The sequence below is a fragment of the Nocardia brasiliensis IFM 10847 genome (assembly GCF_000710915.1).
Classification (GTDB): Bacteria; Actinomycetota; Actinomycetes; order Mycobacteriales; family Mycobacteriaceae; genus Nocardia; species Nocardia brasiliensis_A.
Window position 1 is genome coordinate 19,103 of sequence record NZ_BAUA01000080.1, and the last position, 15,385, is coordinate 34,487.

Annotated in this window: 13 protein-coding genes; 4 read left to right on the forward strand and 9 right to left on the reverse strand. The window is 67.4% G+C overall.

Annotation, left to right across the window (positions count from 1 at the left end; translation table 11 throughout):
* Positions 1-17 precede the first annotated feature (17 nt).
* From NBRGI_RS17195 to NBRGI_RS17205, 3 genes are read right to left on the reverse strand one after another with little or no spacing between them, the layout of a single operon-like run.
* Positions 18-1,595, reverse strand: coding sequence for a GGDEF domain-containing protein (locus NBRGI_RS17195; RefSeq protein ID WP_235210990.1), 1,578 nt, complete (start codon positions 1,593-1,595; stop codon positions 18-20).
* The gene (locus NBRGI_RS17200; RefSeq protein ID WP_029897521.1) at positions 1,595-2,161 is read right to left on the reverse strand and encodes a hypothetical protein; all 567 of its coding nucleotides are present in this window, start codon (positions 2,159-2,161) and stop codon (positions 1,595-1,597) included. The genes NBRGI_RS17195 and NBRGI_RS17200 overlap by 1 nt, the downstream gene beginning before the upstream one ends.
* Positions 2,158-2,754 carry a pyruvoyl-dependent arginine decarboxylase gene (locus tag NBRGI_RS17205; protein WP_228832419.1) on the reverse strand — a complete coding sequence of 199 codons (597 nt, stop codon included), beginning with the start codon at positions 2,752-2,754 and terminating at the stop codon, positions 2,158-2,160. The genes NBRGI_RS17200 and NBRGI_RS17205 overlap by 4 nt, the downstream gene beginning before the upstream one ends.
* 150 nt (positions 2,755-2,904) lie before the next feature.
* Between NBRGI_RS17205 and galK the strand changes: the two genes are divergently transcribed.
* From galK to NBRGI_RS17225, 4 genes are all read left to right on the forward strand, one after another.
* The gene (gene galK, locus NBRGI_RS17210; RefSeq protein WP_235210991.1) at positions 2,905-4,056 is read left to right on the forward strand and encodes a galactokinase; all 1,152 of its coding nucleotides are present in this window, start codon (positions 2,905-2,907) and stop codon (positions 4,054-4,056) included.
* A 221-nt stretch (positions 4,057-4,277) separates the two neighbouring features.
* Positions 4,278-6,005, forward strand: coding sequence for a sodium:solute symporter family protein (locus NBRGI_RS17215; RefSeq protein WP_235210996.1), 1,728 nt, complete (start codon positions 4,278-4,280; stop codon positions 6,003-6,005).
* A 9-nt stretch (positions 6,006-6,014) separates the two neighbouring features.
* Positions 6,015-6,269: a hypothetical protein gene (locus NBRGI_RS17220; RefSeq protein ID WP_029897530.1), complete on the forward strand. Its 255-nt coding sequence runs from the start codon at positions 6,015-6,017 to the stop codon at positions 6,267-6,269.
* 171 nt (positions 6,270-6,440) lie between these two features.
* Entirely contained in the window at positions 6,441-6,929 is a 489-nt protein-coding gene (locus tag NBRGI_RS17225) for an FBP domain-containing protein (RefSeq protein WP_029897533.1), read from the forward strand.
* A gap of 197 nt (positions 6,930-7,126) precedes the next feature.
* Here NBRGI_RS17225 and NBRGI_RS17230 read toward each other — a convergent pair whose 3' ends face one another.
* The 6 genes from NBRGI_RS17230 to NBRGI_RS17255 form a co-directional block, all read right to left on the reverse strand.
* Positions 7,127-8,608, reverse strand: a complete 1,482-nt coding sequence (locus NBRGI_RS17230) for a PepSY-associated TM helix domain-containing protein (protein ID WP_029897535.1) — start codon at positions 8,606-8,608, stop codon at positions 7,127-7,129.
* Positions 8,609-8,849: 241 nt separating this feature from the next.
* Entirely contained in the window at positions 8,850-9,413 is a 564-nt protein-coding gene (locus NBRGI_RS17235) for a hypothetical protein (RefSeq protein ID WP_235210992.1), read from the reverse strand.
* A gap of 84 nt (positions 9,414-9,497) precedes the next feature.
* Positions 9,498-11,156, reverse strand: a complete 1,659-nt coding sequence (locus NBRGI_RS17240) for an acyl-CoA synthetase (RefSeq protein WP_029897539.1) — start codon at positions 11,154-11,156, stop codon at positions 9,498-9,500.
* Positions 11,157-11,313: 157 nt separating this feature from the next.
* On the reverse strand, positions 11,314-12,939 hold the full coding sequence (locus tag NBRGI_RS17245; RefSeq protein ID WP_029897541.1) for an acyl-CoA synthetase: 1,626 nt from the start codon (positions 12,937-12,939) through the stop codon (positions 11,314-11,316).
* A gap of 480 nt (positions 12,940-13,419) precedes the next feature.
* The gene (locus NBRGI_RS17250) at positions 13,420-13,920 is read right to left on the reverse strand and encodes an ArsR/SmtB family transcription factor (RefSeq protein WP_029897543.1); all 501 of its coding nucleotides are present in this window, start codon (positions 13,918-13,920) and stop codon (positions 13,420-13,422) included.
* Positions 13,921-14,019: 99 nt separating this feature from the next.
* Entirely contained in the window at positions 14,020-14,652 is a 633-nt protein-coding gene (locus tag NBRGI_RS17255; RefSeq protein WP_029897545.1) for a hypothetical protein, read from the reverse strand.
* Positions 14,653-15,385: the final 733 nt, after the last annotated feature.

The window sequence follows — 15,385 nt, forward strand, 5'->3', positions numbered from 1 at the left end:
GTCGACGGTGTAGACCGTCAGACCGCGGTGCTGGTGGATCTGGTGCTCGCGTGCCAGATCCGCCGCCCGCTCTCGGCCCCGGCGTGCCGCACGGTATCGGGCCCAGGGTGCCGCACGGTATCGGGTGCATGCCGCGCGTCGTCGTGGAACGCGTAACCGAGCGAGTATTCCTTCGCGTGGTACATCGCCGAATCGGCGTCCCGGATGAGGTCGTAGATGGTGGAGTCGGTGCTGCGCGGCGAGCCGCAGGCGATGCCGATGCTCGCGGTGATCGGGATTTCGCCCGCGCTCAGCTCGAACGGCCGCACGAACGCGCCGAGCAGTCGTTCGGCCAGGGTCGCGGCCTCCTGCCGGCCGAGCGGGGAGAGCACCACGAATTCGTCGCCGCCGTAGCGGGCGACCACGTCGTCGCGCAGCACCACGCGCCGGATGCGCGAGGCGGCGTTCGCGATCAGCTCGTCACCCACCGCGTGTCCGTAGCTGTCGTTGACCATCTTGAAGCCGTCGAGATCGATGAAGAGCAGACAGAGCGGTTGTTCGGCCCACCGCTCGCTGTTTCGATTCAGCGCGCGTAACAGCGCGGAGCGGTTGAGCAGCCCGGTGAGCATGTCGTGATCGGCTTGGTGCTGGGCGCGCCGCTCACTGCGCGAGCTGCGCACGATGGCGCGCTCGCTGCGCACCAGCACCCCGATGAGCAGCAACGCGAACAGCGACGAGACCACCACGCGATCGAGCATGCCGAGCGAGGACCCGACCACCGGCACCAGTGACGCGACGATCAGGGCGACCGCGATGAAGCTGGCCCGCTGCCGGGAGTGGTGCGGGTGGATCCGGCGCGGGTTGCCCAGGCCGACCATCGTCGGGTGCAGCGCGGCGACGCCGCCGGTCGCGTACGCGGCCAGCAGCGGCGCCATCAGCATGTCGCGGCTGACCGCGATCGTGCCCGCGGCCTGCATGCTGTAGCCGAGGTCGCCGATGAGCGCGGCGATCAGCCCGATGTGCACCAGCCGCAGCGAGGTTTCCGAGCGGGTCGAGGTGGCCACCGAGTGTGCGATCAGCGTCAACAGCAAGGCGTCCAGCACCGGATAGGTGGCGGCCACCATGGTGTTCATGGTGTTGTCGTGGGTGCGCAGGATGGGGGAGATCAGGAAGGTCCAGGACGCGAGCAGCGCGCCGAGCCCGATCAGCCCGGAGTCGAGCACCAGGTCGTAGTTGCCGCGTACCTGACGGGGGCGCAACCAGATCAGGGCCGCGAGTCCGACGGTCAGATATCCGAGCAAGGTGAACGCGTCGTCGACCGGATGCAAGCCGTGCTCGGAGGTCTCGCGCAGCGCGCTGCCCGTGGCCGAGAGCACCGACGAGGCCGACAGCAGATACCAGGGCAGCGGCCGCGCCGGTCGGTGCATCCACAGGCCGATGCCGATCATCGCGAGCGTGCCCGCCAGGATGATCGCCATCGTCAGGTAGGTCAGCACCAGTGACTCGACCGCGACGTGCACCATGATCGCGGCCGCGCTTCCCCCGAGAAGCAGTGCGTACCACCGTGTTCGGAATTGCTGCCGCCCTGCTGACCGCGGCCCTTCGCTGACTGTCATCAGCCCCCCTTGGTCGCTCCGTCCCCGGTGAACCAGGCCGCGTAGTAGGTCTGCGTATCCTCCACCGCAACCTCGAGCTCCAACTCGTCGAGCACCGACTTGATGTGGCCGGTGAACCAGGGCCGAGTGTTGTTGTACGAGCACATGTCCCAACCGAACACAGCGCGTTCGGCTATCAAAACCTGGGCAACTGATTCGATCATGGCATGGAATGCGACCCCTTGCCGCGCTCTTGGCGTAACGAGGGTAAAACCGATGTAGAAGATCGCGTCCCGCGCCGCATGTTCAGGATACCGGGCCGCGAAGTATTCCGGACTGATCCACGGCACGGTGTCGAGATGTCTGGTCAGCGTGGTCACCCCGATCGGCTCGCCGAAAGCGGTTCTGGCCACGTGTTTCTGTACCCGGGCGTCGATCATTTCGGCGCGGAATTCCTCGCGGTGCAACACCTGTCTGGCGATGGCTCTGGTGCGCAGCGGGCCGAACGCGTCCTCGTACAGTTCGTAGAACTGGTCGATCTGGTCGTCGGGCACCTTGGTGTCGATGGTGATGTGCACGTCGTTCATCGCTGGAACCCCCACGGGGTGGTGTGGTACGCCGCGAGCACCAGCGCGCAGGTCGGCCCGCCGTCGGCGGTGGTCTCGGTCGTGCACAGCTGGATGGGGCCGAAGGTTTCCGGTCGATGCCGGGTCATGTCGTCGAGGCTGGACCGGATCAGCGCGGTGACCTCCGCGGTGGTCTCGGCCTCGTGCTCGACGAACAGGCCCGCGCCGGAACCGTCGTCGCGCAGCACCCAGCCGATGCCCGCCGCAGCCGTCTCGCCGGGCTCCTGCGCATGCTGCACGGCGTACACGCAATAGAGGCGATCGCCCCATGGAATCGGTTTACGCACGCGGCCGGTGCGCGCCAACGTCGCCCCGGGCGGAATGACCGACGACAGCCGGATCAAGTTGGCATCACCTACTCCCAGGTCGCGCAGTGCGGCGTCGAAGGCCGACATGGCTGTCGGGCCTGCCCCGGTCGCGGCACCGATCTCGATCGTCAACGGCGCCCCGGCGATCGGTCTGCCCAGGGGTGGACGGAGCCGATCTATCCATGGCAGTCCGACCAGGCGGCCGCGCCGCCCCACTGGACCGCTGCGCGGGGTGGTGTGAATCATAGTGCCCTCCCAAAAAGCCCGGCCCAATTTGCAGGCCGGTAATGCGACAAAATCGACTCTGCGTCACAAAGGGGAATCGCGCACCTCCGACGGCCGAAACCAGTGCTACGACGGCGTGTCTCGTAACGTGGGCGGACGGAACGGATAGGTGTGGACACGACAGACAGCGAGGGACCAGTGCAGACGTGGGCGGCGCCGGGACGGGTCAACATCATCGGCGAACACACCGACTACAACGACGGATTCGTATTGCCGATCGCATTGCCCCTGGTGGTCGAGTGCGCGGCCAGGGTGCGCTCGGACCAGTGGGTGCGGGTCACGTCCCGGCAGCGGCCGGGCGAGACCGTGCTGGTCGCGTCGGCGGAACTGGCCGCCCAGCGCGACCGGGTGCCGGGCTGGTCCCGGTATCCGCTCGGGGTGGTCGCCGAGTTCGTACGGCGCGGGCACGCCGTCGGCGGAGTCGACCTCGAACTGGACGGCGCGGTGCCGATCGGTGCGGGGCTGTCCTCCTCGGCCGCGCTGTCCTGCGCGGTGGCCATCGCGCTGCGCGACCTGTTCGCGCCCACCGTCACCGATCGTGCGCTGATCGAGCTGGCCCGCGCCGCGGAGAACGACTACGTCGGCGCGCCCACCGGTTTGCTGGATCAGTCCGCCTCCATCATGTGCACCGCCGGGCACGCGCTGTTCCTCGACATCCGCGGCTTCCTCGCCGATGACGATGCGAAAAGCATTGCCTACGAACAGATTCCATTCGATCTGGACCGATTCGGGTTGGAGCTGTTGGTGATCGACACCGGGCAGCCGCACGAGTTGGTCGACGGCGGCTACGCCGAGCGCCGCGCCCAATGCGAAGCCGCCGCCGCCGAACTCGGTGTGCCCGCGCTGCGGGATGTCGCGGCGGTGGCCGACGTGCAGCGGCTCGCCGATCCGGTGCTGCGCCGCCGCGCGCGACATGTCGTGACGGAGAACGCGCGCGTTCTGCGGGTTGCCGAAGAATTGCGCAGCGGTGCGGATCCGCGTGCGATCGGGCCGCTGCTCACCGCGGCGCACGCATCGCTGCGCGACGATTTCGAGGTGTCCACGCCCGCACTGGACACCGCCGTCGCCGCGGCGCGCGCGGCCGGGGCGCACGGCGCGCGCATGGTCGGCGGCGGATTCGGCGGCAGCGCGATCGCGCTCGTCGACCGCGCGCACACCGCCGCCGTGGTGGACGCCACCCGGAAACAGTTCGCGGACTCGGGTTTTGCCGAGCCGCGCACCTTCGTCGTCGGCCCGGCGGCCGGCGCACACCGGATCGACTGAGAGACCGACCGAGTTCTTTGTGCACGATTGTGGCCCGCGAGTGAGGCACAATCACGCAGAGTGGGTGTCGGCCGACACCATTCGGCCGGCGACGAGGGGACTCGCGCGCCACGCAGTACCCGTAGACGCACGATCTCGTACCACGAAGGATCCCGCTCGACGCCAGGTTTACCGCCAGGAGGGACGCTGTGCCGCTTGCCGATTCACCCGTTCTGACCTCCGTGCTGCTCGCCGCCGAGCCGCGGACGTCCACCCATTTCGAGGCCGCGACCACGCTGCGACTCGATGCGGACCCGGTCGACTACGCCTTGGTTGCGCTCTATTTCGTCTTCGTACTCGGCATCGGCTTACTGGCCAGACAGCGCGTCTCCTCCAGCATCGACTTCTTCCTGTCCGGGCGGTCGCTGCCCGCCTGGGTGACCGGCCTCGCGTTCATCTCCGCCAATCTCGGCGCGGTCGAGATCATGGGTATGTCGGCCAACGGCGCCCAGTACGGGTTCCCGACCTTCCACTACTTCTGGATCGGCGCGGTCCCGGCCATGCTGTTCCTCGGCGTGGTGATGATGCCGTTCTACTACGGCTCCAAGGTGCGCAGCGTCCCCGAGTTCATGCGCAGGCGCTTCGGCACCGGCGCGCACCTGGTGAACGCGCTCAGCTTCGCCATCGCCCAGGTGCTGATCGCGGGCGTCAACCTGTATCTGCTCGGCACCATCCTGAACGTGCTGCTCGGCTGGCCGCTGTGGCTGTCGGTGGTGATCGCGGCGGTGATCGTGCTGTCCTACATCACCCTCGGCGGCCTGTCCGCCGCGATCTACAACGAGGTGCTGCAGTTCTTCGTCATCGTGGCTGCGCTGCTGCCGCTCACGCTGGTCGGCCTGCACAAGGTCGGCGGCTGGGATGGGTTGCGGGACAAGGTGACCGCCTCGCCGGGTGGCGGCGCGCAGCTGGACTCCTGGCCCGGCAACGCGCTCAGCGGCTTCGGCAGCAACATCCTGTCGGTGATCGGCATCGTGTTCGGCCTCGGGTTCGTGCTCTCGTTCGGCTACTGGACCACCAACTTCGTCGAGGTGCAGCGGGCGCTGGCCACGCATTCCATCTCGGCGGCCCGGCGTACGCCGATCATCGGCGCCTACCCGAAGATGTTCATTCCGCTGATCGTGGTGATCCCCGGCATGATCAGCGCCGTGCTGGTGCCGCAGATGAGCGAATACAAGGCGGCCAAGGCGGCGGATCCGGACTTCAGCGGCGACACCACCTATAACCAGGCACTGCTGTATCTGATGAAAGACGTGTTGCCGAACGGACTGCTCGGCGTGGGTCTGGCCGGTCTGCTCGCCGCATTCATGGCCGGCATGGCCGCCAATATCTCCGCGTTCAATACCGTCTTCAGCTACGACCTGTGGCAGCAATATGTGCGCAAGGATCGGCCGGACGGGTACTACCTGAATATCGGGCGTTGGGCGACCGTCGGCGCCACCGTCGCGGCGATCTTCACCTCGTTCATCGCGTCGAGTTTCAGCAACATGATGGACTATCTGCAAACCCTGTTCAGTTTCTTCAACGCGCCGTTGTTCGCGACCTTCATTCTCGGCATGTTCTGGAAACGGATGACCCCGGCGGCGGGCTGGATGGGCCTGGTCTGCGGAACCGGTTCCGCCATCGTCGTTTTCATCCTGCACGAGACCAAGGTGTTCGAGTTGTCGGGCCAGGGCGCGAGTTTCGTGGCCGCGGGCGTCGCCTTCGTGGTCGATATCGTGGTGAGCGTGCTGGTCACCCAGGTGACCAGGCCGAAACCGGTCGCCGAACTCGTCGGCCTGGTCTATTCGGAGACGCCCAAGGAAGTGCGCACCGATCCGGACGAGGCATCGCTGCCCTGGTACCAGCGCCCGGTGCTGCTCGCGGGTATCGCCCTGGTGCTCGTCATCGTCCTCAACATCGTCGTCGGATAAGGAGCCGCAATGCTTTTCGACATCCGCACCATCGTCGGCGCCCTCCTCGGCAGTTACGGCGTCATCCTGGTCATCACCGGACTGGTGCACAACACCGCCGCCGAGCAGGCCAAGACCGGCGGCGTCAACGTCAACCTCTGGTCCGGGATCGGCATGGCCGTGGTGGCCGTGCTGTTCCTCGCGTGGGCGATGCTGCGCCCGGTCGCGGTGCCCGAGCAGGCGCCTGCGGCCGAAATCGAAGAAGAACCGTCGGACACGCCATAGCGGAAAGCCCCGCCGGACCAGAGTCGGCGGGGCTGCTCGGCGCTCGGTGACGATCTTCACAGCGGGCAGGTCAACGGGTATTTCCGGCGAAATACGTTTGTCGCCGGGCCGTTAGCGAACGTAACGTCTCCTCGGTTTCACACCAACGAGATGGAAACGGAGTGCCATGCCATGAAACCAGTGACCGAACGCGAGATCCGATCGTCGTTCATCAACTGTTCCAAGTCCGAAGCCAAGCGGCTACCGGTACCGCGCGAGCTCGACGAGCGTCCCTGGGACGACCTCGATTTCCTCGGCTGGTCGGATCCGTCGCTGCCGGGCCGGTGCTATCTGGTCGTACCGCTGGACGACGAGCTGGTCGGCGTCGCGCTGCGCTACGAAACCGGTGGGTCCGGCCGGGCACAGATGTGCTCGATCTGCCTGACCACGCACACCGGTAGCGGGGTTTCGCTGCTGACCGCGGCCAAGGCCGGTCCGTCCGGGCGCAACGGCAACACGATCGGCACCTACATGTGCACGGATCTGAACTGTTCGCTGTACGCGCGCGGCAAGAAGACCCCCGCGCTGGGCAACCGGTATCGGGAGAATCTGAACCCCGAGCAGAAGGTCGAGCGGCTGCTGATCAATCTGCAGGCGTTCATCGCCAGGCTCAAAGCCTGATCCCACCTGACTCTGCCATTCGATAAGAAATGGAGGTAGATGCCATGCGCCGACACTCGACGCTCGGCTCGCCGCACCCCGAGTCCCGCGACAACACCAGCCCACTCGGGGTGCAGCGGGTTTCCTCTCCAGTCGAGACGGCCCGACCGCGTGCGGCCGGACCGTGTCATCCGGGGAGGAAACCCGAGGCGAGCCGGTTACGCCGCGCGTAGCCGAGCCCGCAGGCCGACGAGCACGTCGACGACCAGGAACGCGAGCAGGCTGAGTCCGACCAGCGGGGCGAACCAGCCGACCAGCACCGCGACCAGGACCAGCGGCACGACCAGCCATGGCGAGGACCGGCGCAGTGCGCCGCGCTTCGGGGCCCGGCCCAGCGCGAGCCGCCCGGCGTCGCTGCGGGTCGGTCGCCTGCGCCACCACATGAGGTAGCCGCGCACCAGCACGGTGATCAGTCCGATCATCGCCGCGAGCAGCAGCAACTGGTTGAGCAGACCGAACAGCAGACCCATGTGGAACTGAATGCCCCAGTTGGTGAGCTTGGCCATCAGCGGCCAATCGGCGTACGCGAGCCGATCGGTGACCGCGCCCGTGGCGCCGTCCACGGCGACCGCGTCCACGGTGTACGTGCCCGGCATCCGCCGTTCCTTCACCGCGAACGCCTGGGTGGGCTCGGCCGGAATACTGATCTCGACGGCCTGGGTGAGGCCGTTGGCGCGCGCCGTGCGGTAGACCTGATCGAGCTGGACGATCCGATCGGACACGTTGGCGGGCGCGGGCGCGGCGGTATGTCCGGCGTGGTGGTCGCTACCCGGATCATGCACGGGCGCAACGGCTCCCGGCAGCGCGGTGGTGACCGCGGGCGTGGTCCAGCTGAGCTGCTGGCGAATTTCGGTGATGTTCTCGCCCGCGTAGGTCGACCAGGTCATACCCGTGGCCGAGAGCAGGAGAATGATCGGCAGCACCCACATGCCGACCGAGCCGTGCCAGTTGACGGTGCGACCGCGGCCCTGCTGCGACCGGTCCGGGGCGAACAGCCAGCGCGCCGAATTCCGTTGCCTGCGTGCGCGTACCCGGCGCAGCCAGACGACCAGACCGGCCAGCGCGATCACCCACAGCCACGACGCGGCCAGCTCGCTGTAGAGCCGGCCGGGTTCGCCGAGGTGCAGATCGCGGTGCAGGCGGTCGATCCAGGTGCGCAGCGGGAGTGCGCCGGAGCTGCCGTAGACGACCGAATCACCCACCGGCTGAGCGGTATACGGATCGACGAAGACCGCGCGCCGTTCCGACTCGCCCAGGGTGGGATCGGCGAACAGCACCCGGGTGGTGTCCTCGGCGCCCGCCGCGGGGGAGACGGCGTTCAGCGTAAGGTCCGGCTGCGTCGCGACGGCAGCTCCGACCTGCTCGGACAGTGGTTTGGGCGCGCCGCCGGTGGACTCCACGGTCAGCAGGTCACGCGACACGATCGATTCCAGGGTCGGCGATATCGCATAGAGGGCGCCGGTGACCGCGGCGATGAGGATGAAGGGTGCGACGAAGACGCCGGCGTAGAAATGCAGTCGCATCGCGAGTGCGTTGAGCCCGTTGCGGGCCGCGGTTTTGGGCCGGGACCGGGTCGGTGGGGTGGAATCGGGTACGGCCACCGGCGTTGCGGTGTCCGTCGTTATTTCTGTTGTGCTCACGATTTTTCGATTCTGAAGTTCGGGTGACCCGTGTTCCGGCGGTGCGGTCGGCCGGGAGGGCGCCGCACACAGCCGGGGTGCCGGGTCGACAAAAGGCATAGCGCTGTCCGGGCAAGGCCACGCCGAAGCAGAGCTGGGTCGCGGGGATACGGCGAGCGAATGCTCTACGCGCCGAGGGGTCGTCGACGGTGCGCCTGGACACACGCGCACACCCGACCCGTCGGTCGGCGTGCGGAAATGATCAGTGGGCGACGGCGACCGGCGGGGCGCGGGTGCGCAGCGACTCGGCGGCGAAGACGCGCAGGATGACCCGGTCGCGGTGGGTGGTGCGCAGCGGCGCGGGTTCCGGCAGGAACGGCAGCGCACGGCGAGGCGGCAGCACCCGGCGCAGCACCGCGGTGCCGGCCCGGTAGGCGGTTTCCGCGCCGCGGATCACGGCGGCCGCGGCGACGGCCGCGAGTATGTGGGCGGTGAGCATGGCCGGGGTCAGCTGCGCATCGCCGTGATGCAGATGGCCCGAACCCAGACCCATCGTCAAGTGGCCGAGCAACTGTCCGGCGACCAGGGCGGCGACCAGACCGGTCGCGGTGTCGCGCAGCGGCGCGAGTCCAGCGACCAGCGCCCCGATCAGCGCTGCGGTGCCGACGAGCAGGGTGAGGGTGGTACCGCTCGGCGGCATGCCACCGGACGCCCAGCCATGCGCCGCAACGGAAATGGTGCCCGAGGTCGCTCCGGCCGAAGCGCCGCGCACCCGCGCGACGGCGCTGCGTTGTCCCGCAGCGACCCGGTCGAACTCGTTCCTCACGCGCTGATAGTAGCCGACGGATTGCACGCTTTTCCCCGGCGGACAACCGGGGAAGCAACTGTGGACCAGCCGTCGGCTACCTGCTCAGCTCGCGTCGACGTCCATCTCGATGAGCGGTTTGCGCAGCAGTTTGCCGGTGGCGTTGCGCGGGAGTTCGTCGAGGAAGATCACCTCGCGGGGGACCTTGTAGCGGGCCAGGTTCGCCTTGACGAAGTCCTTGATCTCCTGGGCGTCCCGCTTGGAGTCGGGGCCGGGCACGACGAAGGCGCGCAGGCGCTTGCCGAACTCGCGATCGTCGACGCCCACCACGGCGGCCTCGAAGATGTCCTCGCGTCCGGCGATCAGGTTCTCCACCTCGAGCGGGAAGACGTTCTCGCCGCCGGAGACGATCATGTCGTCGTCCCGGCCGTCGATGTAGAGCAGCCCGTCGGCGTCGAAATGCCCGACGTCGCCGCTGGACATCATGCCGTCGACGACCTCCTTGGTGCGGCCGTCGGTGTAGCCGGTGAACGCGAAACCGTTGTCGACGAAGATGGTGCCGGTGACATTCGGCTTCGTGATCGGCTTGCGGTTCTCATCCAGCAGCACGATCTTGATCCCGACCGGCGCCTTGCCCGCGGTGGTCGGCGCTTTGCGTAGATCCTCCGGCGTCGCGACGGTCATCACCGCGCACTCGGTGGAGCCGTACAGGTTGTAGAGGGTGTCGCCGAAGTAGTCCAGCGTCCGGGTCACCACGTCGGGGGCGATGGCCGAGCCCGCCGCGAAGATCACCTTGATGGTGCGCGGGTCGTACTTGGTCAGCACCTCTTCGTCGAGATCGAGGATGCGCTGCAACATGGTCGGCACGACGACCAGCGAGTCGGCCCGGTACTTGACGATGTTCTTCAGCGTCAGCTCCGGGTCGAACCGGCGCTGCTGGAAGACCACCCGGTTGCCGAGCGCGACACCGAGGGTGAACTGGGACAGCCCGGTGCCGTGGAAGATCGGCGCGGCCATGATCATGGTGCCGTTGTGCGGCAACGGCACCCGGTCGACGAACTGGGCCGAGGCGAACGGGCTCACCCGGTCTCGCGGCGCGCCCTTCGGCGTACCGGTGGTGCCGCTGGTCAGGATGACCATGCCGCCCGGCTTCGCGGGCGCGGGCAGCGGTGCGGTGGATTCGCCCGCGATGAGCGAGGCGATGGTCGGGATCGCCGGATCGGCGTTGTCCTTGGCGTCGACCCAGGTGAGGATTCGCGGGATTTCGGCGGGAATCGCGCTCATCAGGTCCAGGAACTCGCTGTCGTGCAGCACTGCCTTCACCTTTTCGCGCTTGGCCACGTCGGCGAACTGCGGCTTGGCGAACCCGGTGTTCATCAGCACCGTGCGCACGCCGAGCTTGCCCGCCGCGAGCAGGCTCAGCACCATGCCGCGGTGATCGCGCGCCAGCACCGCCACCACGTCGCCCGGCCGCACGCCCTGCGTCGCGAGGCCGCGGGCCAGCGCGTTCGACTGCTCGTTCAGCTCGCCGAAGGTCAGCTCACCGGCCTCGTCGACGATCGCTCCCGCGTTGGGCCGGGTCTGCGCGGCATGCATGGCGACACCGGCGAACGGGCCGAGCTTGGTCACGTTGATCGCCGAGCGCACCGCCTGGTCGAGCCGGAGCGGATTGAACAGATGCCGCTTGACCATGACATTCACGCCGAGAGCGAGTGTTCCGGCCTTGCGGGCAGTGCCGCTCAACGCGGGGAAGGAGACAACCATCGACAACAACCTTCCGGCGGTCCCACCCGGGGAGCCGGTGGGTGGTGCGGACCGCGACTACGGGATCCAGTGCTGCCGCTAACAATAGCAACCATCTGTAACCGGATGTGTCACGTATCTCAACAGCTCCTACCGGTGGGTAACCAGCCGATGACCGTCAGGCGGTGGTGTCGTACTCCACCAGCACCCGCCGCAGCAGTTTGCCGGTCGGATTGCGCGGCAGGTCGTCGAGGAACACCACCTCGCGCGGCACCTTGTAGCGGGCCAGGTTGTTCTTGACGTAGGCCTTGATCTCCTCGCCGTCCGGGTTCTGGCCCGGCTCGGGAACCACGAAGGCGCGCAACCGCTTTCCGAACTCGGCGTCGTCCACGCCGACCACCGCCGCGTCGAAGATGTCCGGACGCTCCAGCAGCAGGTTCTCCACCTCCTGCGGGAAGACGTTCTCGCCGCCGGAGACGATCATGTCGTCGTCGCGGCCGTCCACCATCAGCAGGCCGTGCTCGTCGAAGTGGCCGACGTCACCGCTGGACATGAAGCCGTCGATGATCTGCTTGTTGCGGCCGTCGGTGTAGCCCTCGAACGGCGTCCCGCTGCGGATGAAGATGCGCGCGGTCGTGCCGATCGCGGTGACCTGCTTGTCGTTGTCGTCGAACAGCCGCACCTCGCAGGTGACCGGCGCGCGGCCGACCGTGCCGGGTGCGATGGCCAGATCGTCCGGGTTCGCGATGGCCGCCACCGAGCATTCGGTCGAGCCGTACAGGTTGTACAGGACCGGCCCGAACACCTGGGTGGCCTTCATGGTGAGCTCCGGCGACAGCGCCGAGCCGGCGAGCAGGATGACCTTCAGCGACGAGGTGTCGTACTTGGCGCGGATCTGCGGGTCCAGCTCCGTCATCCGGTGCAGCATGGTCGGCACCGCGACGAGCATCTCCGCCTTGTGATCGGCGATCAACTTCAATGTCGCCTCGGCGTCGAAGCGGCGGCGCACCACGATCTTGTTGCCCATGGCCATGCCCACGAGCCAGGTGCCGAACCCGGTGCTGTGGAAGATCGGCGACACGATCACCTGCGCGCCCCGGTACGGGAACGGGATGCGGTCGAGGAACTGTGCGGTGGCCAGCGGCGACACCTTGGCGCGGGTGGCGCCCTTCGGCAGGCCGGTGGTGCCGCTGGTGAGGATGATGAAGCCGCCCGGCTTGCTCGGCGGGGCCAGTTCCTCGCTGGAGTTGGCCGCGACGAGATCGTCGAGAGTCTGTGCGCCCGCGGGCAATTCGGTGCCCTCATCGACCCAGGTGAGGTAGCGCGGCAGGTCGGCGGGCAGTGCGTCGAGCAGGCCGAGGAACTCGCTGTCGTGCAGCATCGCCTTGACCTGCTCGCGCTGGCACACCTCGGCGAACTGCGGCTTGGCGAACCCGGTGTTCATCAGCGCCACCCGCACGCCGGCTTTGCTCGCGGCGACCATGGACAGGATCAGGCCGCGATGGTCGCGGGCCAGCACCCCGACGACGGTGCCCTCGGTGAGCCCGGCCGCGTGCAGGCCGCGCGCGATCGCGGTCGACTGCTTGTCGATCTGGCCGTAGGTCAGTTCACCCTTTTCGTCGGCCAGCGCGAGGGAGTCCGGCGCGATGCGCGCGGCGTGGCGGATCAGCGTGGCCTGCGGCCCGTAGATCTGCGATTCCTTCATCGTCCGAAGCGTTTCCAACGGTTTGCGCGGATCGGAGACCCCGCGCTTCCGCAGCACTCCCAACGCCTTCACGACCTCGAGCGCGTGTGCCACCTTCATGTCGAAACACCTCCACAGAACCTCGCGTCGGCACTCGACCTAGCGAACTGGTACGGCCACTTTTGGCATACCGTAGCAGTGCTCAGTGTGCGGGGTCACAGACTGAACCGGATTAATCGGACAGGGCCGCCCTGTCGGGGTCCGGTCCGATTGATTTCGGGGATTTCGTGGGAGGAATTTCGGTAACCGGCGTGTCGCCGGACCGCCGGACCGGCGGTTATTTGACAGGGTTATCCGCTGCGCGTTCGATGCACGCAAGGGGTAGTCGAACACCAGAATGGAGGCTGATTCAACGATGATCATCAGGCTTGTTCGCTCGACTTCGGTACCGGCGCCGGACTGCACGTGTGGTCCGGGCTGCCAATGCGGCTGCCAATCCGGCGGCGCCTGCTCGTGCGGTGACCAGTGCGGCTGATCCGCACCCTCGTCGTGGTCGTCTTCGCGCTCTGCGCGGGACAGCTCGGCGACCTGAGCTAGGGTTCAGCGCCGCGCGCTGGCCAGTGCGATCAGCAACGGCACCACCCGGCCCGCGGGCACCTCGAAACGCCCGCGGCCGGCGGTGTGCAGCCAGCCGACGGCGGCCAGCTGCCGCAGATGGTGGTAGACCTGACCCGAGGTGCCGACGCCCTCGAGGCCGACCAGTTCGGCGGCGGTCCTGCGGCCGCCCATGATCTCCCGCAGCAACCGCAGTCGCACCGGGTTGCCCAGCGCGGCAAGGCATTCCGCGGTCTCGGCCCAGTCGTCCTCGATCAGGTCGCCGGTGGTGAACGTGGCCTGCCAGCTGTACTGCTCGTCGGTCGGCAGGCGCAGCGAACCGGCGAACAGCACGCCGCCGTTCGGCTCGTCGGTCGCGGCGAACTCCTCGTGCAGGCGCGCGGCCGCCCAGCGGTCCGACGACGCCTCGATCCCGTTCCCGTTCGCGAAGGGCAGCAGCCCGTCGAGCCGCCGTTCCAGTTCCGCGACCCGCTCTTCCAGACTCACGCCACAAAAGCTACGGAACTACGTAGTTCCGAACAAGAGGTCATTCGGGTGCGCGACGGCCGCCGCGGACTGCGCCGCGACGGCCGTGCTGTCGGTTGCTCAGTTGTATACCGCGCCGAACGACGGCACCGAGATCGTGCCCAGTTGGTACTGATACCCGTCCGGGTTCGCGTCGCTCACCGGAACCGACCAGCGGTGCCACAGACTGCCGTACACCGCGGCGACGATCATGCCCGCGCCGGTGTCCAAGGCCCTGGACCGAATAGTGGTGTCCACCGGGACGTCGTTGTGCTCGTTCAGCACCTCGGTGCCGCTGCGGCCGTTGGACAGATTGATCCACAGCACTTCGAGTTTCGCACCACCCTGGTTCGGCGCGATGGTGCCGGGTCCGCCGAAGAACCCGAACCGGAACCCGTCGAGACCGAGCGCGATACCGGACCCGTACACGCCGGGACCGTCACCACGGCCGATATCCGACTGTGCCGGAATCTGGAACGGTTGCGCGGGCAGCGCCACCTCGCCGGCCTGGTTCAGCTGCCCCGAAGCGAGCAGCCGATCCACCGCCTGCTCGGCCTGCGCGTTGCCCGCGGCCGCCGCGCGCAGTTGCTGCGCGGCCGTCCCCCAATCGACGGTGCTCGGTGCCGCACCGGCACTGCCGGCGAAAACGCCCGCGACAACCGCCGTGGTGGCGAAAACGGTCGCGAGGCGACGGATCACACTCGGTCGTTCCATGTGCAGTTTCTCCTTGAGGTCTCTGGTGCCGCTCGAGAGAAAACATTCGCTCAATTGTCGATCAAGAAACACCGGCCGTTACGCAACCACCCCTGACCGAACCGTTCCACTATCCAACGCGTACGCCTCTTTCGCCGCTACGACATTCCGGAACATTCCAATTGGAACCCAACAATCCCGACATTGAGGGCGAATTCCGACCCAATCGCGGCCGGTGCATCTGAAACGAGCGCATTCGTGTGGTGCGCGAAAGTTGTTGCTGGGGTTCACAGAGCCTGCATACGGTTCACCGGGGCTGTAGGGCCTGTGAACCGTATGGATGGTCTGTGAATCCTCTGGGGCATACCAACGCTCGCGGTCGGTGGGGCGTCCGTGCTGGAACCGGAACCAGTGGCACAACTGGAACCCCGCGCGAAAAGTCGTTTATTGGTGCCGAAAGTGCCTGTGCTCCAACATTTCTTGTCGCCAGGTTCGCGTAGGGTGAGGCCACCTCATTCCGAGGGGCGATGGACATGGTCCGACATCGCGCCCAGGAAGGAGGTGGTGGGGAATGGCGAAACATCGCCGAGCAAAGAGCAAGGCCCCGGTCGATTACGGCATCGTATTTGCAACAGCTGCCGTGATCGCCGGGGCGCTCGTGCTGGTCCGCTGGTTGAGGGGCTAGATGAACCCACCAGGTGGGCGTCGGGTGCAACCGGCGTCCACCGCCCAGCATCACTTGCGTGACAACCGC

Coding starts and splice junctions, on each gene's coding strand:
- NBRGI_RS17195 (WP_235210990.1), bottom strand. CDS start 1,595: ATGACAGTCAGCGAAGGGCCGCGGTCAGCAGGGCGGCAGCAATTCCGA.
- NBRGI_RS17200 (WP_029897521.1), bottom strand. CDS start 2,161: ATGAACGACGTGCACATCACCATCGACACCAAGGTGCCCGACGACCAG.
- NBRGI_RS17205 (WP_228832419.1), bottom strand. CDS start 2,754: ATGATTCACACCACCCCGCGCAGCGGTCCAGTGGGGCGGCGCGGCCGC.
- NBRGI_RS17220 (WP_029897530.1), top strand. CDS start 6,015: ATGCTTTTCGACATCCGCACCATCGTCGGCGCCCTCCTCGGCAGTTAC.
- NBRGI_RS17225 (WP_029897533.1), top strand. CDS start 6,441: ATGAAACCAGTGACCGAACGCGAGATCCGATCGTCGTTCATCAACTGT.
- NBRGI_RS17240 (WP_029897539.1), bottom strand. CDS start 11,156: ATGGTTGTCTCCTTCCCCGCGTTGAGCGGCACTGCCCGCAAGGCCGGA.
- NBRGI_RS17245 (WP_029897541.1), bottom strand. CDS start 12,939: ATGAAGGTGGCACACGCGCTCGAGGTCGTGAAGGCGTTGGGAGTGCTG.
- NBRGI_RS17255 (WP_029897545.1), bottom strand. CDS start 14,652: ATGGAACGACCGAGTGTGATCCGTCGCCTCGCGACCGTTTTCGCCACC.